The sequence below is a fragment of the Streptomyces sp. CB01201 genome (assembly GCF_002803085.1).
In the GTDB taxonomy this organism is placed as follows: Bacteria; Actinomycetota; Actinomycetes; order Streptomycetales; family Streptomycetaceae; genus Streptomyces; species Streptomyces hundungensis.
On the sequence record NZ_NNBJ01000030.1, the window covers coordinates 1 to 17553 of the forward strand.

A 17553-nucleotide genomic window follows, 5' to 3' on the forward strand; every position below is an offset into this window, starting at 1 on the left:
TCGGGCCCGATTCCCGGTCTCCCGGGGCCAAGTCGGCTTGTCTTCCCGGCTGTTGGGCCGTTCGGACTCCCGAACCCTAGCGGATTTTCCCGGCAACCCGTAATCGGGGCTTCCGGTCCCAATCGAAATGAATTCGGCATGCCGAAAACACTCCCGGTTGGGAGATCGTGCTGAGTTGGGGTGCCGCAGAAGCTGCGGCGGACGGTTGTCGCAGAACCGATACGGCTCCGTGGCAACCCGAAGAACTTTACGGATCGGGACGGTCCGTGTCAACCCCGACCCCGGCTCCTGTCCACTGGTTTTTCACCGGTCTCTGTCGAGGGGTCCCATCACCCGCCGCGTCACCTCGGTGAACGTCTCAGTCGAGGTCGGTGAGCCGGCCGCCCGCGTCCGGCTGGGCGTGCTCCACCCTGCGGAGCAGGCGGATCAGCATTTCGCCCAGGACGCCGCGCTCCTGCGGGGAGAGGTCCTGGAGGAGGTCCTCCTCGAAGTCGCTGGCCATGCGCATGGCCTCCAGCCACTTCGTCCGGCCGTCGTCCGTCAGCTCGACGATGACGCGCACCCGGTTGTTCTCGTCCCGGTCCCGCGTGACCAGGCCCTCGCCGGCCATGCGGTCGATCCGGTGCGTCATCGCGGCCGGGGTGAGGCCGAGGCGCTTGGCGAGTTCGCCGGGGCCCAGGCGGTAGGGCTCGCCCGCGAGCAGCAGGGTCTTGAGGACCTCCCACTCGGCGTTGCTGATGCCGAGCGCGGCGACCTGGCGGCCGTACGCGACGTTCATCCGGCGGTTGAGGCGGCCCAAGGCCGACACGACCTTTTCGACCTGGGGGTCGAGGTCGCGGTACTCCCGCTGGTACGCGGCGATCTGCTCGTCGAGGGTCGGCTCCTGTGGGCCGTCGGGCTCGGCGGGCTCGGGGGTCTCAGCCATGTCGCGAGTATGGCACGGGGTTCGTTGGCGTCTAAGTCCTTGAGTGTGTATTGTTAAGGCTCTAACTTTAGTGTTGAAGTCTTCAGATCTGAGCCCTTCACGTTCGAGCCCAACCGCTCACGTCCCCGGGCGACCCAGGTTCTCCAAGCTTCCAGACCCCCAAGGTGGTGAGTGTGACCAAGGCGATGGGTGCAGCGATGCGCCGGATCCAGGCAGGTAACGCGCTGAGCGCGTTCGGACTCGGATTCACCGTTCCGTACCTCTATGTCTATGTGGCCCAGGTGCGAGACCTGGGCGCGACGACGGCCGGTGTCGTGCTCGCCGTCTTCGCCATGGCCGCGCTCGTGGTGCTGCCGTTCACCGGTCGTGTCATCGACCGGCGCGGGCCGCTGCCGGTGCTGGTCGGCGCGGCGCTGCTCGCCTCCGTCGGCGCGCTGAGCATGGGCTTCGCCTCCAGCGTGCCCGCCGCCGTGGCCTCGGCCGCACTGCTCGGCGCCGGCACCGCCGTGATGCAGCCCGCGCTCGCGACGATGATCGTCTGGTGCTCCGGTCCCGCGACCCGCACCCGCGCCTTCGCCATGCAGTTCTTCCTGCAGAACCTCGGGCTCGGCATCGGCGGGCTCATCGGCGGCCAGATCGTCGACAAGAGCCGTCCGGACACCTTCATCCTGCTGTTCTCCATCGAGGCCGCGATGTTCCTGGTGCTCGCCGGAGTCGCCGCGTCCGTGCGGATGCCGCGCGCGGTCACCGTTCCGGACGCGCGTCCCAAGGGTGAGCAGGGCGCCGGCGGCGGGATCCGGGCGATCCTCGGGCACCGGGCGATGGTGCAGCTGTGCGTGCTCGGCTTCGTGGTGTTCTTCGCCTGCTACGGCCAGTTCGAGTCCGGGCTCGCCGCGTACGGGACCGAGGCGGCCGGGATCCAGCCCTCGACGCTCGGTCTCGCACTGGCCGCCAACACGGCCGTCATCGTGATCGCGCAGTTCCTGGTGCTGAAGTTCGTGGAGCGCCGGCGCCGCAGCCGGGTCATCGCGTCCGTCGGTCTGATCTGGGCCGTGGCGTGGATCGCGGCCGGTTACGCCGGGCTCGGACACGGCAGCCAGGCGATGGCGACGGCCGCCTTCGTCTCGACGTACGCGCTGTTCGGGCTCGGCGAGGCGATGCTGTCGCCGACCGTGGCGCCGCTCGTCGCCGATCTCGCGCCGGAGTCGATGGTCGGGCAGTACAACTCGGCGTTCGCGCTGGTCAAGCAGCTCGCGCTGGCCGTCGGCCCGGCGGTCGGCGGACCGATGGGCGCCGCGCTGCACGGCCCGTACATCGTGACGTTCGTACTGTTCTCGCTCGGGATCACCTTCCTCGCGCTGCGGCTCGGCAAGAGGCTCACGCTCGCGCAGGACCATCCGATGCTCGCGAGCGGCTCGCGCGTGGTCGCGGTGCACCTGCCGGAGCAGACGCCCGCCAACGCCTGACCGGCCAGGGCCTGCCCGTCGGAGCCGGCCGCCGTCCGTGCCGCAGCGGGCGAACCGCTCATGGACCGTCGGCCACGGCCCGAGGCGGGGCCTCAGGGCCTGCCGGGCAGCGCGAACTCGCACCACACCGCTTTGCCGCCGCCCGGCGTGCGGCGCGAACCCCAGGACGAGGCGATCGTCGCGACGATCGAGATGCCTCGTCCTGCTTCGTCCCCGGGCTCGGCGCGGCGGCGCCTCGGCAGGTGGTCGTCGCCGTCCGTCACCTCGATGATCAGACGGCGGTCGGTGCGGCGGAGCCGCAGGCGCATCGGCGGGGTGCCGTGCTGGAGCGAGTTGGCCACCAGCTCGCTCGCGGCCAGCACGCCCAGGTCGCGCAGCTCCACCGGGAAGCGCCAGGAGGCGAGCACGCCCGAGGCGAACGCCCGGGCGCGCGGGGCCGCCTCGATGCCGCCGAGCAGGTCGAGGGCCGCGTTGTGGAAGAGCTCGGCGGCCGGGCCCGTACGGGCCGGGTGCTGGCAGACCAGGACCGCGACGTCGTCGTCGTGCTCGGCGGTGACGCCGAGCGAGCGCAGCAGCCGGTCGCACACCACCTGCGGGGTGCCGACCGCGCCGGACAGAGCGCGCTCCAGGGCGGCCACGCCCTCGTCGATGTCCTCCCGGCGCCGCTCGACCAGGCCGTCCGTATAGAGGACGGCGGTGGCGCCCGGCGGCAGGGCGATCGTGCCCGAGGTGTGCAGCCAGCCGCCGGTGCCGAGCGGCGGGCCCGTCGGGTCCTCGGCCCGGTGGACGGTGCCGTCCTCGTGGCGTACCAGGACGGGCAGATGGCCCGCCGACGCGTACACCAGGCGGCCCTCGTTGGGGTCGTGCACGGCGTAGACACAGGTGGCGATCTGGCTGGCGTCGATCTCGGCGGCCAGGCCGTCCAGGAGCTGGAGCACCTCGTGCGGGGGCAGGTCGAGGCGCGCGTACGCCCGCACCGCGGTGCGGAGTTGGCCCATCACGGCGGCGGCGCGCACGCCGCGGCCCATCACGTCGCCGATGACGAGCGCGGTCCGGCCGGCGCCCAGGGTGATCACGTCGTACCAGTCGCCGCCGACCGCCGCGTCCGTGCCGCCGGGCTGGTAGGTGGCGGCGACCCGCAGGTCGTCGGGCTGCTCCAGCTCCTGCGGGAGCAGGGAGCGCTGGAGGGTGACGGCGGTCTCGCGGTGGCGGCGCTCGCTGGTGCGCAGCCGCTCGGCGGCCTCGGCGTGGTCGGTGACGTCGGCGGCGAAGACGAGCACACCGCCTTCGGCGTGGCCGGGGATCTCGACCGGGGTGCACGTCACCGTGTACGACCCGGCGGCCCGGGTCTTGCGGGACTTGACCGTACGGGGCTTGCCGCTGCGCAGCACCTGGTCCATCAGCGGGAGCAGGCCCAGCTCGTCGAGCTCGGGGAGCGCCTTGGCGGCCGGGGCGCCGAGCGGGCGGTGGCCGAAGGCCGCGGCGTAGGCGTCGTTGACGTACGCGATGCGGTGCTCGGGGCCGTGCAGGAGCGCGACCAGGGCGGGGAGCTGGCCCAGGACGTCGCGCACGGAGAGGTCGTCCAGGACCGGGGGCTCGGCCGTGTCGTCCGGCCAGGGCTGCGGCTGCGGCCCGGATTCGCCGCGGGCGGCGGGCACGGAGCCCCGGTCGGTCCGTGCTGCGGCGCGGCGCTGCGTACCGGGGAGCCGGGCGCTCCAACGCGTGAAGTTCACGGTGTTCCAAGCCTCGTGTGTTGCTGCGGGTGCTGTGCTGCCGGTTCCGGCCGCGGGGGCTCTGCCGCCGGTGGTGTGGTGTCGGTCCTTGTGCGGTGCTGAGTGCGGTGCTGGATCGGTCGCGGGATCACTCTGTGCAGGTGTGGGCCCACCTATGGTCACACGTCCAGTGTGACGGACCGCACTGACAACCGTCAGTCGCCGTGGGGCGACGGGCCCTTGGCGGGCGGGCCGCCGCCCGCGGCGATCTCGAACTCGGCCCGCGGGTGCTCCAGCGAGCCGAGCGAGACGATCTCCCGTTTGAAGAGCCCGGCGAGGGTCCATTCGGCGAGCACACGGGCCTTGCGGTTGAAGGTGGGGACGCGGCTCAAGTGGTAGGCGCGGTGCATGAACCAGGCCGGGTAGCCCTTGAGCCTGCGGCCGTAGACATGGGCGACGCCCTTGTGCAGGCCGAGTGAGGCGACCGAGCCGACGTACTTGTGCCGGTACTCCTTCAGTTCGCCGCCCCGCACCGCCGACGCGATGTTCTCGGCGAGCACCTTCGCCTGGCGCACGGCGTGCTGCGCGTTGGGCGCGCACTCCTTGCCCTTCTCGTCCGAGGTGAGGTCGGGGACGGCGGCCGCGTCGCCGGCCGCCCAGGCGTGTTCGGTGCCGGCGACGCGCAGTTCGGCGGTGCACTCGATCCGGCCGCGTTCGGTCAGGGGCAGATCGGTGGCGGCCAGGACCGGGGCGGGCTTGACCCCGGCCGTCCACACGACGGTCCGGGTGGGGAAGCGGGCGCCGTCGCTGAGGACCGCGATCCGGTGCTCGCAGCTGTCGAGCCGGGTCTCCAGGCGTACGTCGATGTTGCGGGCGCGCAGTTCGCGGATCGCGTACCGGCCCATCTCCTCGCCGACCTCGGGCAGGATCCGGTCGCTCGCCTCGACGAGGATCCACTTCAGGTCCTCGGGGCGGATGTTGTGGTAGTACCGCGCGGTGTAGCGGGCCATGTCCTCCAGCTCGGCGAGCGCTTCGACGCCCGCGTAGCCGCCGCCGACGAACACGAAGGTCAGGGCCGCGTCCCGGATGGCCGGGTCGCGTGTGGAGGAGGCGATGTCCATCTGCTCGATGACGTGGTTGCGCAGGCCGATGGCCTCCTCCACGGTCTTGAAGCCGATGGCGTAGTCGGCGAGGCCGGGGACCGGCAGGGTGCGCGAGACCGAGCCGGGCGCGAGGACGAGTTCGTCGTACGTCAGCCGAATGGCGCCGGTGCCGTCCTCGGGCGAGGCGAGGGTGGTGACGGTCGCGGTGCGCCGCGCGTGGTCGACGCGGTCGGCTTCGCCGATGACGATCCGGCACCGGTCCAGGACCCGGCGCAGCGGCACCACGACATGGCGCGGGGAGATGCTTCCGGCCGCCGCCTCGGGCAGGAACGGCTGGTACGTCATGTACGGGTCCGGGGCCACCACGGTGATCTCGGCCGCCCCGCTCCGCAGCTCTGCCTTGAGCTGCCGTTGCAGACGCAGCGCCGTGTACATCCCGACGTATCCGCCGCCGACCACGAGAATGCGCACAGGTTCTGTCACCACCCCATGACGCAACGGGCCTCGGGCTTTGTCCACAGCCCCGACAAATTGTGTGACTGGAGGGCACTGCTGGGGCGGGTGGCGACTTCTCGCAAGGATGAGGGCAGACCCGCAGGTCAGGGGGTGAGTGACACGTGCTGGGGCGGGCCCGATTCGGTCAGGTTTCGGTCTTTGGTCCGATCGGGGGGCACACCGTGCGGAGGAACCTCTTCTGAATTGAGTCCGGCTCAACTATGTTCGTATTCCGTCGAGGTGCCGGGTGATGACCGGGTCTTGGCTGTCAGGGGCGGGGAGTCTCCGGGGGGAGACGTTAATACCGGGGGATAAATGCACATTCAGGACTCTCATTGGCAGACCGCCGTCGCGGCGTCCGACGGAAACGGTCGCGTGGGTACGGGTCCGAGCGGCGGCGGATCGCGTTCCGCGCCGTTGCGGGTGGATGCCCAGCGCAACCTTGAGCACGTACTGCGCGCGGCGCGCGAGGTGTTCGGCGAGCTCGGCTACGGGGCGCCGATGGAGGACGTGGCGCGCCGGGCCCGGGTCGGGGTGGGCACGGTCTACCGGCGCTTCCCCAGCAAGGACGTCCTGGTGCGGCGGATAGCCGAGGAGGAGACGGCGCGTCTGACGGAACAGGCGCGCACGGCCCTCGGCCAGGAGGACGAGCCCTGGTCGGCGCTCTCCCGCTTCCTGCGCACCTCGGTGGCCTCGGGCGCCGGACGGCTGCTCCCGCCCCAGGTGCTGCGGGTCGGCAGGGACGCCGAGCAGTCCGACGAGGTGCGTCCCGAGGGCGTACGGCCGGAGGCGCCCCGGACCGACGGTCCCCGGGCCGATGTCTCCCGGGCGGATGGCTCGCGAGCGGACGGGCCCCGGGTCGACGGACTGCGGGTCGAAGGACTGCGGTCGGACGGACTGCGGACGGACGGACTGCGGGCCGACGGCGTACGGGACGGGTTCGACGAGGCGCGGGTGCCGCAGCAGCGTCAGGTCGGCACGGCCGAGCAGGGTGCCGGCTGGGGCCGGGTCGTCGAGCAGCGGGCGGCGCCCGAGCCGGAGCTGGACGACGCCGGAGCGGCCGAGCTGCTCGACGTGGTGGGGCAGTTGGTGGACCGGGCCCGTGCGGCGGGTGCGCTGCGCGTCGATGTGACCGTGGCCGATGTGCTCCTGGTGATAGCCACGGCGGCGCCCTCGCTGCCGGACGCCGTCCAACAGGCGGCGGCCTCGGCGCGGTTGCTCGACATCCTCCTGGAGGGGCTTCGCTCGCGGCCGTCCTGAGGGTCAACTCTCGTACGAACTGAGCGGGTTGAACCCCAACGGACGACCGCGCCCGAGCTGTGCAGCCTTCCCCGAAAGAGTGATGGCTAGTGCTCGGGTGCGGTAAGTGTCCCCGGATGAGTGGTTGCCGGGTCTGACACTCGGCTCCGCTTGCGCTCTGTGGCAGGCTTGCCCGGTGGTCGGGTCTGGGCGTGCTTACGGGAGCTTCCGCTATGGGCGTTGAAGAGCGGGACGAGTCACTCTCGGACGGAGGCGGCCCCGAATCGGGCGGCCCCGGGGGTGGTCGTCCGCCGCGCCAGGTGCCTAGCCAGGGCGGTCCCGGCAAAGCCGTGCCGGGCGGCTCCGCGTCCGTGCCGGGCGGCTCTGCGTCCGTGCCGGGGCAGAACGCCACCGGTTCCGGTTCCGAGCACCTGGACGGGTCCGAGCCCGGGGTGAACGACCTCGGGGTGAACGGGCTCGGCGGGACCGTACTGCCCGGCCCCTGGGGGCCGATGGACGGGGTCGGCGAGCCCGGCGCGAGCGTGCCGACCCAGCGTGAGGGCGGGCTTCGCGAGGGCATGACGCTCGATCTCGCCGAGGCCGGCCAGTCCGACGCGGACCTCGTCCACGCGATGCGGGCCGGCGACGACAGTGCGTACGAGCAGCTGTTCCGCCGGCACTCGGAGGCCGTGCGGCGCTATGCCCGCAGCTGCTGTCGCGACGCGCACACCGCGGACGACCTGACGGCGGAGGTCTTCGCGCGCACACTCCAGGCGGTCCGCGGCGGAGCCGGGCCCGAACAGGCCGTGCGGGCCTATCTGATGACGACCGTGCGCCGGGTCGCTGCCTCGTGGACGCGGACCGCCAAACGGGAGCAACTGGTCGACGACTTCGCGGTGTTCGCGCAGCAGTCGGCGCGGTCGTCCGAGGTGTCCGACGACGACACCATCGACCTGGGCGCCGATGTGCGGGCCATGCACGAGGCCGAGCAGACGCTCGCCATGCAGGCGTTCCGCTCACTGCCCGAGCGCTGGCAGGCGGTGCTGTGGCACACCACCGTCGAGGAGGAGTCCCCGAGCGAGATCGCGCCGCTGTTCGGGCTGACCGCCAACGCGACCGCGGTGCTTGCCAGTCGGGCCCGCGAGGGACTCAAGCAGGCCTATCTCCAGGCCCATGTCTCCAGCGCGCTCACCTCCGGCGGGGACTGCGCGCGCTACGCGGACCGGCTCGGGGCGTATGCGCGCGGGGGCCTGCGGATGCGGGCCGAGCGCGGGCTCAGCAAGCACCTGGAGGAGTGCGCGAAGTGCCGGGTCGCGGTCGTCGAGCTCAAGGACGTCAACGCCGGGATTCCCGCGCTGCTTCCGGTCGCGGTCATCGGCTGGTTCGCCGCCGGGTTCTCGCTCAAGGCGGCCGGGGTCGTCGCGGGCGGCGCCGCCGGGGCCGCGGGCGCCGGTGCGGCGGCCGCGGCGACGGGTGGTTCGTCCGGCGGGGCGGCGGGGGGTGCGGCCGGAGGTGCGGCGGCCTCGGAGGGGCTGGGTGCTCCGGCCAAGGCCGGGATCGCGGCGGCGGTGGCCGTCGCGGTGGCGGCGGGGGTGGTGTTCGCGCTGACCGGCAACGACTCGGCGCCGCCGAAGCCGGACGCGAAGCCGCCCGCGGTGGCGCCCGTCGCTCCGCAGAAGCCGCCGCCCCCGAGCCCGTCACCGCCCTCGGCTCCGGCGCCGGTGCCGCCCGCGCCCGCCCCCTCGCCCGCGCCGAAGAAGCCGGCCGCCCGGCCGACCCCGCCGAAGCCGACGCGTCCGGCGCCCGTGCCGCCCCGGCCGGCGCCGCCCAAGCCGACCCCGCCCAGGCCGACGCCTCCCCCGCCTCCGCCGCCGCCGCCCGCGCCGACGGTGTTCCAGGTGAACCGCCTGGACTACGGCCTCCTCGGCGACGGCACCAAGCCCGAGGTGCGGCTGGGCGGCTCCAGCTGGCTGTGGCAGCGCTCGGGCATGAGCGTGGGCGAGCACCGCTACGCGCACGGGGTGACCGTGCACGGCCGCTCCTCGGTGACCATCGACCTCAACCGCCAGTGCCGTACGTACGACGCGTACGCGGGGGTGGACGACCTCACGATGGGGCTCGGGGCGGTGCGGTTCTCCCTCTACGGGGACGGGGCCAGGCTGTGGCGGTCGCCGGTGCTGCGGGGTGGCGATCCCGCGGTGCCGGTGCACGCCGACATCTCCGGCCGCCGCACGATCCGGCTCGTCGTCGAGCCGGCCGGCCCCTTCGGCGGGGTCGCCCTCGCGGACTGGGCCCAGTCCCGGATCAGCTGCGGCTAGGGCCCCTCTGCGGCCCGGGTCAGCTCCCTGAGGGGGCTGTGCGGCTTGTGCCTTCGGCTCCGGCCATGGGGCCCGCTCCCGCGTGTGGGTGGTCGAGTGCGGCTCCATGCGGGCCGCTCGCGCAGTTCCCCGCGCCCCTGTAGGTGACCCAGCGCACCCCACCGGGGCCGCACTCCCGCAAGTGAGACGTCGACTGCGGCTCCACGCGGGCCGCTCGCGCAGTTCCCCGCGCCCCTGTAGGTGACCCAGCGCACCCCACCGGGGCCGCACTCCCGCAAGTGAGACGTCGACTGCGGCTCCACGCGGGCCGTTCGCGCAGTTCCCCGCGCCCCTGTAGGTGACCCAGCGCACCCCGCCGGGGCGCGCGACTACGTGGGCCCGAGTTCTTGCAGGAGGCGCACGGCTTCGGTGGGGGGCAGGGGTGGGTCGGTGGTGGCCTTCGTGTACTGGTCGGGGGTGAGGGTTTGGTGGGCTCGGGTCGTGATGGCGGCCTCGACGGACCGTTCCGGGACGGAGCGCGGGATCGGGCCGCGCCAGACGGTCGCCGCCGCGAGGACCCGTACCGCGGCCTCGTGGTGGTCCAGGTCGCCGAGCAACTGGGCTGCGCGTTCGGCGAGATGGGCCAGGACCATGTCGGTGCAGGCCGAGTCCATCGCCGTGCGCAGCGCGTCCGTCATGGCGCGCAGACCCGCCCGCGGGCCCGATTCGGCGGCGGCGAGGCGGGCGCCCAGGCCGTCGAGAAGGGCGATGAAGTGCGCGGGCGGCGGGCCGACCGCCGCGAACTCGCGGGCCCGCGCGTGCAGAGTGCGGGCGGCTTCGACCTCGCCCCGGTCGAGCGCGACGGTGGCCAGCAGCGAATGGACGTAGGGCAGCGCGTCGGGCACCCGGTAGCGCTCCGCTTCCGCCTCGGCGTTCAGGAGGTGCTTTTCGGCGGCGGCCAAGTCGCCCTCGCGGTAGGCGAGTTCACCCACGCGTGCGGTCAGGAAGGGCGCCTCCTGGTGGGCGCCCACCTCGCGGGCCAGCTGAAGCGCCTCCTCGTAGGCGGCGCGGGCCGGCTCCGCGAGGCCGCGCATCATCGCCGCCTCGGCGGCGGCACCGGCCACCTGGGCCCGCATCCAGCGGTCGCCCACCCGGCGGCCGAGCTCGCGCAGTTCGGCGAGGTCGTCGTCGATGCCGTCCATGCCGCCGGGCACGTCCATGCTCATGTGGGTGCGGAACATCAGGGACACGCCGACCGCCCAATCGGCGCCATGGAGGCGGCAGTTGGCGACGACGGCGTCGATGGACGTGCGCACCATCTCGGGGGTGTCGGTGCGGAACGTGGTGAACGGCCAGAGCAGCCCCGGGAAGCGGGCCGCCTGCGGGCCGCCTGCCTCGAAGGCCTTGCGCAGGACCAGGATGCGCTCCTGTGCCCCGGGGGCGGTGAATTCGTCCCGCTGGTCGGAGTCGGACAGCAGGAAGAAGCGGAGCAGGTCGAGGTGGAGCCGCGGCCAGTGGCGCGGGTCGGACTCGTCGGTGGGCGCCGGTGAGAGCGCCGCGACGGTCCGGGCCCAGGCGGCTCCCTCGTGGCGGTAGTTGCGCAGCCACCAGAACCAGCCCATGTCCAGGGCGAGTTCGGTGGCCGCCGCCTCGTCGGGGGCGGGCCCGGACGTGGTGCGGCGCAATGCGGCCCGCACGTTGTCGAGTTCGGTCTCCAGGCGGTCGATCCAGGGGAGCTGCTCGTGCGAGCGGACGAGCGGTTCGGCCCGGCGGACCAGCTCGCGGTAGTACGCGGTGTGGGCACCGGCCGCCTCGCGCAGCGCCTCGGGGGTCTCGGTGGCCCGCTCGGCGGCGTACTCGTGGATGGTCTCCAGCATGCGGTAGCGCATGCCGGTGCCGTCCGCCGCGGGAACGGCGACGACCAGGGACTTCTCGACGAGGGCGGCCAGCTCGTCGGGGCCGCCGCACACCGCTTGGGCGGCGTCGAGGTCCCAGCCGCCGGCGAAGACGGAGGCCCGGCGCAGCACGTTCCGCTCGGGATCGTCGAGCAGGTCCCAGGACCAGTCGACGACCGCGCGCAGGGTCTGCTGCCGGGGCAGCACCGTGCGGCTGCCGGTGGTGAGCAGGCGGAAGCGGTCGTCGAGGCGGGCCGCGATCTGGCGCGGGGTCAGCAACCGCAGCCGGGCCGCGGCCAGTTCGATGGCGAGCGGCAGGCCGTCGAGGCGGCGGCAGATCTCGGCGACGGCTTCGGCGTCGACCTCCGGGTCGAAGCCGGGGCGTACGGCGCGGGCACGCTCGGCGAACAGGCGGTGGGCCGGGACGGGGGCGAGCGGCTCGACCGGTCGGACCGCCTCGCCGGGCACGCCGAGCGGTTCGCGGCTGGTGGCGAGGATGCGGAGCCGGGGGCAGCGGGTCAGAAGCGTCTCGGCGAGGTGCGCCGCGGCGTCGATGACGTGCTCGCAGTTGTCGAGGACGAGCAGCGTGTCGGGGCGGCGGGAGAGGTCCTCGACGAGCCGGGCCGTGGGGTCGTCGTGGGCGGGCTTGGCGCCGCCCTGCGCCAGCAGCGTCGTCTCCCGCAGGCCGAGCGCGGAGACCACGGCTCCGGGCACCGCCTCGGGCTGCTCCAGCGGGGCGAGTTCGACGAGCCAGCTCTCGTCGGGCGCTGCCGATGCGGCCTGTTCGGCGAGGCGGGTCTTGCCGGTGCCACCGGGGCCGATGAGGGTGACGAGCCGGGACGCGGTCAAGTCGGCCTGGATCACGGCGAGTTCGGATTCACGGCCGACGAACGAGGTGAGCCGCGGGCGGAGGTTGCCGGTGCGGGGACGGGGCTCGGCAGGCTCGGCCGTGGGTGTCGACCCCAGCAACTGGGCGTGCAGGGCAGCGAGTTCGGGACCGGGATCGGCGCCGAGGGCATCGGCCAGGGTGCGGCGGACCTGGTCGTACGCGGCGAGCGCCTCCGCGCCGCGGCCTTCGGCACGCAGCGTACGGATGCGCTGCGCGTGCAGCGTCTCGTCGTACGGGTGGGCGGCGAGCAGTTCCGTCAGCTCGGGCAACAGCCCGCTCGTGGCGCCGCGCCGCAGGTCCGCCTCGATGCGGCCGCGCCGGGCGGCCAGGCGCTGGGCCTCGGGCCGCAGGGCCGCGTCGCGTTCGGGCAGGTCCGCGAGGGCGGGCCCGCGCCACAGGGCGAGGGCGGCGCGCAGGGTGTCGGCGGCGGCTGCGGGGTCGCCCGCGGCGAGCTGGGCCGCGCCGTCGGCCGCGCGGTCCTCGAAGACGTACAGGTCGATGTCGTGGCGCGCGGCGAGCAGCCGGTATCCGCCCGGCCCCGACTCCACGGCCGCCCGGCCGACCGCCCGGCGCAGCCGGCCCACCAGCGCCTGGAGGGCGGCGGGCGCGTCCTGGGGCGGGTCGTCGGCCCATACGTCGTCGATGAGCGCGGACACGGAGACGGGTCGGGGGGCGCGGGACGCCAGCGCGGTCAGCAGCGCGCGCACCTTGGGCCCGCCCAGGGATATGGCGGTGCCCTGCTCGTCGTGCGCCTCCGTGGCGCCCAGGATCAGGTACCGCACGCGTTCATTGTGACGGGCTTTGACCGGAAGGGGGGAATCGTTTTCCCCCGGGCCCCCGGGGGACCGGGCCAGGCGCGGTCACGCTCCCGCATGCGGACTGTCGAGTGCGGCTCGACCGGGGCCGTTCGCGCCCACCGCGGCGGAACCGCGCAAAACACACAGCCCCGCGCCCCTCTTGGGCACCCGGCACCGTGACCCGCGCCAGCCCCTTAGGGCGCGGGGAACTGCGCGACCAGCCACACCCAGCCCGCAGCCAAAGATCCCCCGGACCGGGGTCGCGCTCCCGCATGCACATGGTCAGGTGCAGACCGTCCCGGGCCGACCGCGCCCACTGCGGCGGAACCGCGCAAAACACACAGCCCCGCGCCCTGTGGGGGACCCGGTACCCCGGTACCCCGGGGCCTCAGGACCGCAGCGTCGGCCGTCGGGGCGGGGCCACCCCGCCCGCCACCGCCCGCTGGCGGGGAGCCGCTGTGCCCGTCCAGCACGTGCCCCGGCGGGCCAGCAGCCGGCGCAGCCACAGTTCGGTGGAGATCAGGTCGGCCAGGCCGTCCAGCGGAAGGGGCTCGCCCGCGGCGGCCGCCCGGACCGCCTTGCGGACCGTGCGGGCCTCGATCAGGCCCGCGTCCGCGAGCAGCGGCGCTTCGAAGAGGGAGATCAGCGGGTCCGCCGACTGGCGCAGGCCGGCCCGGGCGACCGCGGCGGAGGGGGTGAGGGAGGGGGCGCCCCAGCCGGGGGGCAGATCGCGCACCCCGGACGCCGAGAGCACCGTCCGCAGGATCGAGGCGCGGGCACCGGGCTGGACCCGCAGCGATTCGGGCAGGGCCCGGCAGGCCCGTACGACCTGGTTGTCCAGGAAGGGGGCGTGCAGACGCTGGCTGCGCACCTCGGCGGCCTGTTCCAGGACCCGGTGGTCGGCCGCGTACCGGGCGAGGGCCGCCGAGGCGCGGGCCTCACCGGGGCGCAACGAAGGGGCCGGGCGGGTCGCCGAGGCCATCAGGCGTACCGATACTTCGGCGAGCGCCTCCCCCGTCAGCCAGCGCGCGGCCGGGCCCGGACGCGTCCACGCCAGGGCGGCGAGCGAGATCGACAGCGGGCTCGCGGGGTCGTCGAAGCGGGGCTCGCGCAGGGCGTCCGCCGCGGATTCGATGCCGGTGCGGTAGGGGGTGCGGGCCAGTCGGCGGGCCGCGCGGTACACGGTGAGGGGCACGAACAGGGAGTTGGCCGAGGGGCCGCCCGCCTTGGCGAGGGCGGTCGCGGGGCGGAGCAGATGGCGTCTTTGACGGTCCATCAGAAGGTCGGCCAGGCGCGCCGGATGGGCGTCCAGCACCTGGCGGGCGCCGCTGCCGGTGAAGTGGTCGGCGCTGCCCGACAGGAGGCGGCGGCGGTGGCGCGGGGCCACGATCAGGGAGGGGCCCGGCTCGTCGGTGAGCGGGCCTTCGAGGTCCGCGTACGGCAGGGACTCCTCGTCGCCGGTCACCACCACGTGGTGCAGCCGGGGGTTGGCGGCCATCGCGCCGGCCCGCTCCAGCTCCGCCTGCCGGCCCGCGCCCGGCACGGTGAGGTCGTTGAAGGTGACGGCCAGCAGCCGCTCGCCCGCGCCGGTGCCGTGGCCGAGGACGGTACCGGGCACGCCGGGCAGACCGGCCGCGAGCAGGGCGAGGGTGGCGGATGCGGGGCCGCCGGAGAGGTCGGCCCCTATGCCGGGGGCCGGTCCGCCGCGGGCGGCGCGCCGCTCGGCGGGGCCCATGCCGGGGACCGGCCCCGGGTCGGGCGGCAGGGTCTCGGGGGCGTGCCGGGGCGCGGTGAGCCTGGCCCGCACCGCGGACACCAGCGCCTCGCGCACCCCGTCCACCGCGGCGGCGGGCGGCAGTTGGGGCGCGGCGACCGCGAGCGAGGCGACCGGCTCGTACCCGGTGATCTCGCGCGAGCCCTCCCGCAGCACCAGCGCGCGGCCGGGCGGAATGCGGCGCACGCCCGCGTACGGCGTGGAGTCGCCGAGCGCCTCGGGCACATCGGGGCAGGCGAGCAGGGCGGCGAGGTGGCCGATGTCGAGTTGGGCCTCGATGAGGTCGGCGAGCGGAAGTGCCGCCGTGCCGTAGGCGGTTCCGCCCGCCCAGGGGGTGTAGAAGACGGGCTTCGCACCAGCGAGGTCCCCAACTACCGTGACGCGCCTGGCCACTTGGGCAACAGCCGTATAGCTGCCGGGCCAGGCGGTGAGGTGGCGCAGCGCGCCCCCGCGCGCGGCGAACAGGCCGACGCGCAGTTCCTCGTCGGTGGCGGCGCAGCAGCCGAGGACGGCGAGCCGGGTGTCGGTGCCGACGCTGACGATGCGGATCTCGTCGGGCCGCCAGTCGCCCACCGCCCACAGCGGATCCGGGTCGCCCCACAGGAGTTGGGCCCCGACGGGGTGGACGGTACGGCCCTCGTCGGGCTCACCGACGGCGCCGGCCGTGCCGTATCCGCCCGCCGCGTACGCGCCCGTACCGTAGGTGTTCGTGCGGAAGCTTGCGGCGACGCTGCTCCACCCCACCAACCATCGCATCGCGCCTCCACAGGCTGTGGACAACTCGTGGACAACCCCGGACCGGCCCCTCCGCGTGCCGCCCTGCCGGGAAGGTCCGTACGGGCCGAAGGAAGTCCGGGCCCCATGCTGCCACGACAAGGGCACGCCTGAGGGGCCCCGGGTAGCGGGCGCAAAAAGTGAATTCGCCCCGGCAGGTGGCCGATTGGCATCGTTCTCGGGACGTACGGGACGGGACCCGAGTGATCGACGGGACGGCTCAGGGGCCCGGAGTCAGGGGCGATATTCGGCCATTCTCCGATCGCCGGGCAACGCGCACACCCGTCTCCGGAGGCCCTCAACGCACAGTCCGGGAGGCGCTGTTCGCCTCCCGGACCGGTCCGCCGCCCGCGGGGATTGAGGCGGCGGTGTCCCCCAGCCCACTGGATCCATGCAGCGGGCCGACCCACGCACCACACATGGAAGCGCCCCCCTGGTGGACCGGCGAGAGCGCACGGCCGGGCGCACGGCCACACGGCGGGAGCGCGGCGGCGGCCACTCCCGCCGCACCCCGGCGCAACGGGTCCCGCGGCCGAGGCGCGCCCCCCGGGGTCGGCAACCGGCCGTACGGAAAACAATCTCGCCATAGGGAAGACCGCCTCTTAACGGTCGGGATGCGGCGAACTACGCTGTGTTTACTGCTGTTCCTCACGGGTGGCATATTCCCGAGGGCTCGGCCACATGCTTTTGCGGCCGACGATCCGGACATCACCGCCCGGGGGGAACGCCGTCTGTGTCGAGGGGTGGCGCATGTCCAGGGAGCAACGCGGGCCGAACGAGAAGCTCGGCACCGTTCTCGCCCTCGCGGGAATCAGCAATGCCGGCCTGGCGCGACGGGTCAACGACCTCGGCGCGCAACGGGGCCTGACCCTTCGTTACGACAAGACCTCCGTGGCCCGGTGGGTCTCCAAGGGCATGGTGCCCCAGGGCGCCGCGCCCCATCTCATAGCCGCGGCCATCGGCGCCAAGCTGGGCCGACCCGTCCCGCTGCACGAAATCGGCCTCGCCGACGCCGATCCGGCGCCCGAGGTCGGCCTCGCCTTCCCGCGCGACGTGTCGGAGGCGGTGCGCTCGGCGACCGATCTGTACCGGCTGGATCTGGCCGGGCGGCGGGCCGGCGGCGGCATCTGGCAGTCCCTCGCGGGCTCCTTCGCGGTCAGCGCGTACGCGACGCCCGCCTCCCGCTGGCTCATCACGCCCGCCGACTCCTCGGTGGCCCGCAGCACCGATCTGACCGACCTGCCACCGCTGAAGGTCGGCCACAGCGATGTGGCCAAACTCCGCGAGGCAGCCGAGGACGCCCGCCGCTGGGACTCCAAGTACGGCGGCGGCGACTGGCGTTCGTCCATGGTTCCCGAGTGCTTACGCGTCGACGCGGCCCCGCTGCTGCTCGGCTCGTACAGCGACGAGGTGGGCCGCGCCCTGTTCGGCGCGACCGCCGAGCTGACCCGGCTCGCCGGGTGGATGGCCTTCGACACCGGCCAGCAGGAAGCGGCCCAGCGCTACTACATCCAGGCCCTGCGGCTCGCGCGCGCCGCGGCCGACGTGCCGCTCGGCGGCTATGTGCTCGCCTCCATGTCGCTCCAGGCCACCTACCGCGGCTTCGCCGACGAGGGCGTCGACCTCGCGCAGGCCGCCGTCGAGCGCAACCGCGGGCTCGCCACCGCCCGCACCATGTCCTTCTTCCGCCTCGTGGAGGCACGCGCCCACGCCAAGGCCGGCGACGGCCACCCCGCCGAGGCCGCCCTGAAGGCCGCCGAGGCGTGGCTGGAGCGCTCGCGCGAGGGCGACTGCGATCCCTCCTGGCTCGGCTTCTACTCCTACGACCGCTTCGCCGCGGACGCCGCCGAGTGCTACCGCGACCTGAAGGCGCCCCGGCAGGTGCGCCGCTTCACCGAGCAGGCCCTTTCGCGGCCCACCGAGGAGTTCGTCCGCTCGCACGGCCTGCGCCTGGTGGTGAGCGCGGTGGCCGAGCTGGAGTCGGGGAACCTGGACGCGGCCTGCGCGGCCGGCACCCGGGCCGTCGAGGTCGCGGGCCGGATCTCCTCGGCCCGTACCACCGAGTACGTACGCGATCTGCTGCACCGCCTGGAGCCGTACGGGGACGAGCCGCGCGTCGCCGAGCTGCGCGAACGGGCCAGGCCGCTGCTCGTGACCCCGGCATAGGGCCGGCGCGGGACGTTTACC

At 74.1% G+C, this 17553-nt stretch carries 9 protein-coding genes; 4 read left to right on the top strand and 5 right to left on the bottom strand.

Annotated features, from left to right (window positions below; translation table 11 throughout):
- Positions 1–358: 358 nt before the first annotated feature.
- The gene (locus CG740_RS37025) at positions 359–925 is read right to left on the bottom strand and encodes a MarR family winged helix-turn-helix transcriptional regulator (RefSeq protein WP_100579718.1); all 567 of its coding nucleotides are present in this window, start codon (positions 923–925) and stop codon (positions 359–361) included.
- A 185-nt stretch (positions 926–1110) separates the two neighbouring features.
- On the opposite strand from CG740_RS37025, the gene CG740_RS37030 reads away from it, so the two are divergent.
- Positions 1111–2391 carry an MFS transporter gene (locus tag CG740_RS37030; protein ID WP_199846695.1) on the top strand — a complete coding sequence of 427 codons (1281 nt, stop codon included), beginning with the start codon at positions 1111–1113 and terminating at the stop codon, positions 2389–2391.
- Positions 2392–2483: 92 nt separating this feature from the next.
- On the opposite strand, the gene CG740_RS37035 is transcribed toward CG740_RS37030, so the two are convergent.
- Positions 2484–4124: an ATP-binding SpoIIE family protein phosphatase gene (locus CG740_RS37035; protein ID WP_100579720.1), complete on the bottom strand. Its 1641-nt coding sequence runs from the start codon at positions 4122–4124 to the stop codon at positions 2484–2486.
- A 194-nt stretch (positions 4125–4318) separates the two neighbouring features.
- A complete protein-coding gene (locus CG740_RS37040) occupies positions 4319–5641 on the bottom strand; it encodes an NAD(P)/FAD-dependent oxidoreductase (RefSeq protein WP_234376730.1) in 1323 nt (440 codons plus the stop codon).
- 375 nt (positions 5642–6016) lie between these two features.
- On the opposite strand from CG740_RS37040, the gene CG740_RS37045 reads away from it, so the two are divergent.
- Positions 6017–6961 (top strand): TetR/AcrR family transcriptional regulator, encoded by a 945-nt coding sequence (locus CG740_RS37045; protein WP_100579721.1) that lies wholly within the window; start codon positions 6017–6019, stop codon positions 6959–6961.
- 212 nt (positions 6962–7173) lie between these two features.
- Positions 7174–9258 (top strand): sigma-70 family RNA polymerase sigma factor, encoded by a 2085-nt coding sequence (locus CG740_RS37050; RefSeq protein WP_100579722.1) that lies wholly within the window; start codon positions 7174–7176, stop codon positions 9256–9258.
- 368 nt (positions 9259–9626) lie between these two features.
- Here the strand turns inward: CG740_RS37050 and CG740_RS37055 are convergent, their stop codons facing one another.
- Both CG740_RS37055 and CG740_RS37060 read right to left on the bottom strand, forming a co-directional pair.
- Positions 9627–12803, bottom strand: a complete 3177-nt coding sequence (locus CG740_RS37055) for a BTAD domain-containing putative transcriptional regulator (RefSeq protein ID WP_100579723.1) — start codon at positions 12801–12803, stop codon at positions 9627–9629.
- A 403-nt stretch (positions 12804–13206) separates the two neighbouring features.
- The gene (locus CG740_RS37060) at positions 13207–15348 is read right to left on the bottom strand and encodes an asparagine synthase-related protein (protein WP_100579724.1); all 2142 of its coding nucleotides are present in this window, start codon (positions 15346–15348) and stop codon (positions 13207–13209) included.
- 768 nt (positions 15349–16116) lie between these two features.
- Between CG740_RS37060 and CG740_RS37065 the strand changes: the two genes are divergently transcribed.
- Complete coding sequence (locus CG740_RS37065; RefSeq protein WP_100579725.1) at positions 16117–17532, top strand: MFS transporter; 1416 nt, start codon at positions 16117–16119, stop codon at positions 17530–17532.
- Positions 17533–17553: the final 21 nt, after the last annotated feature.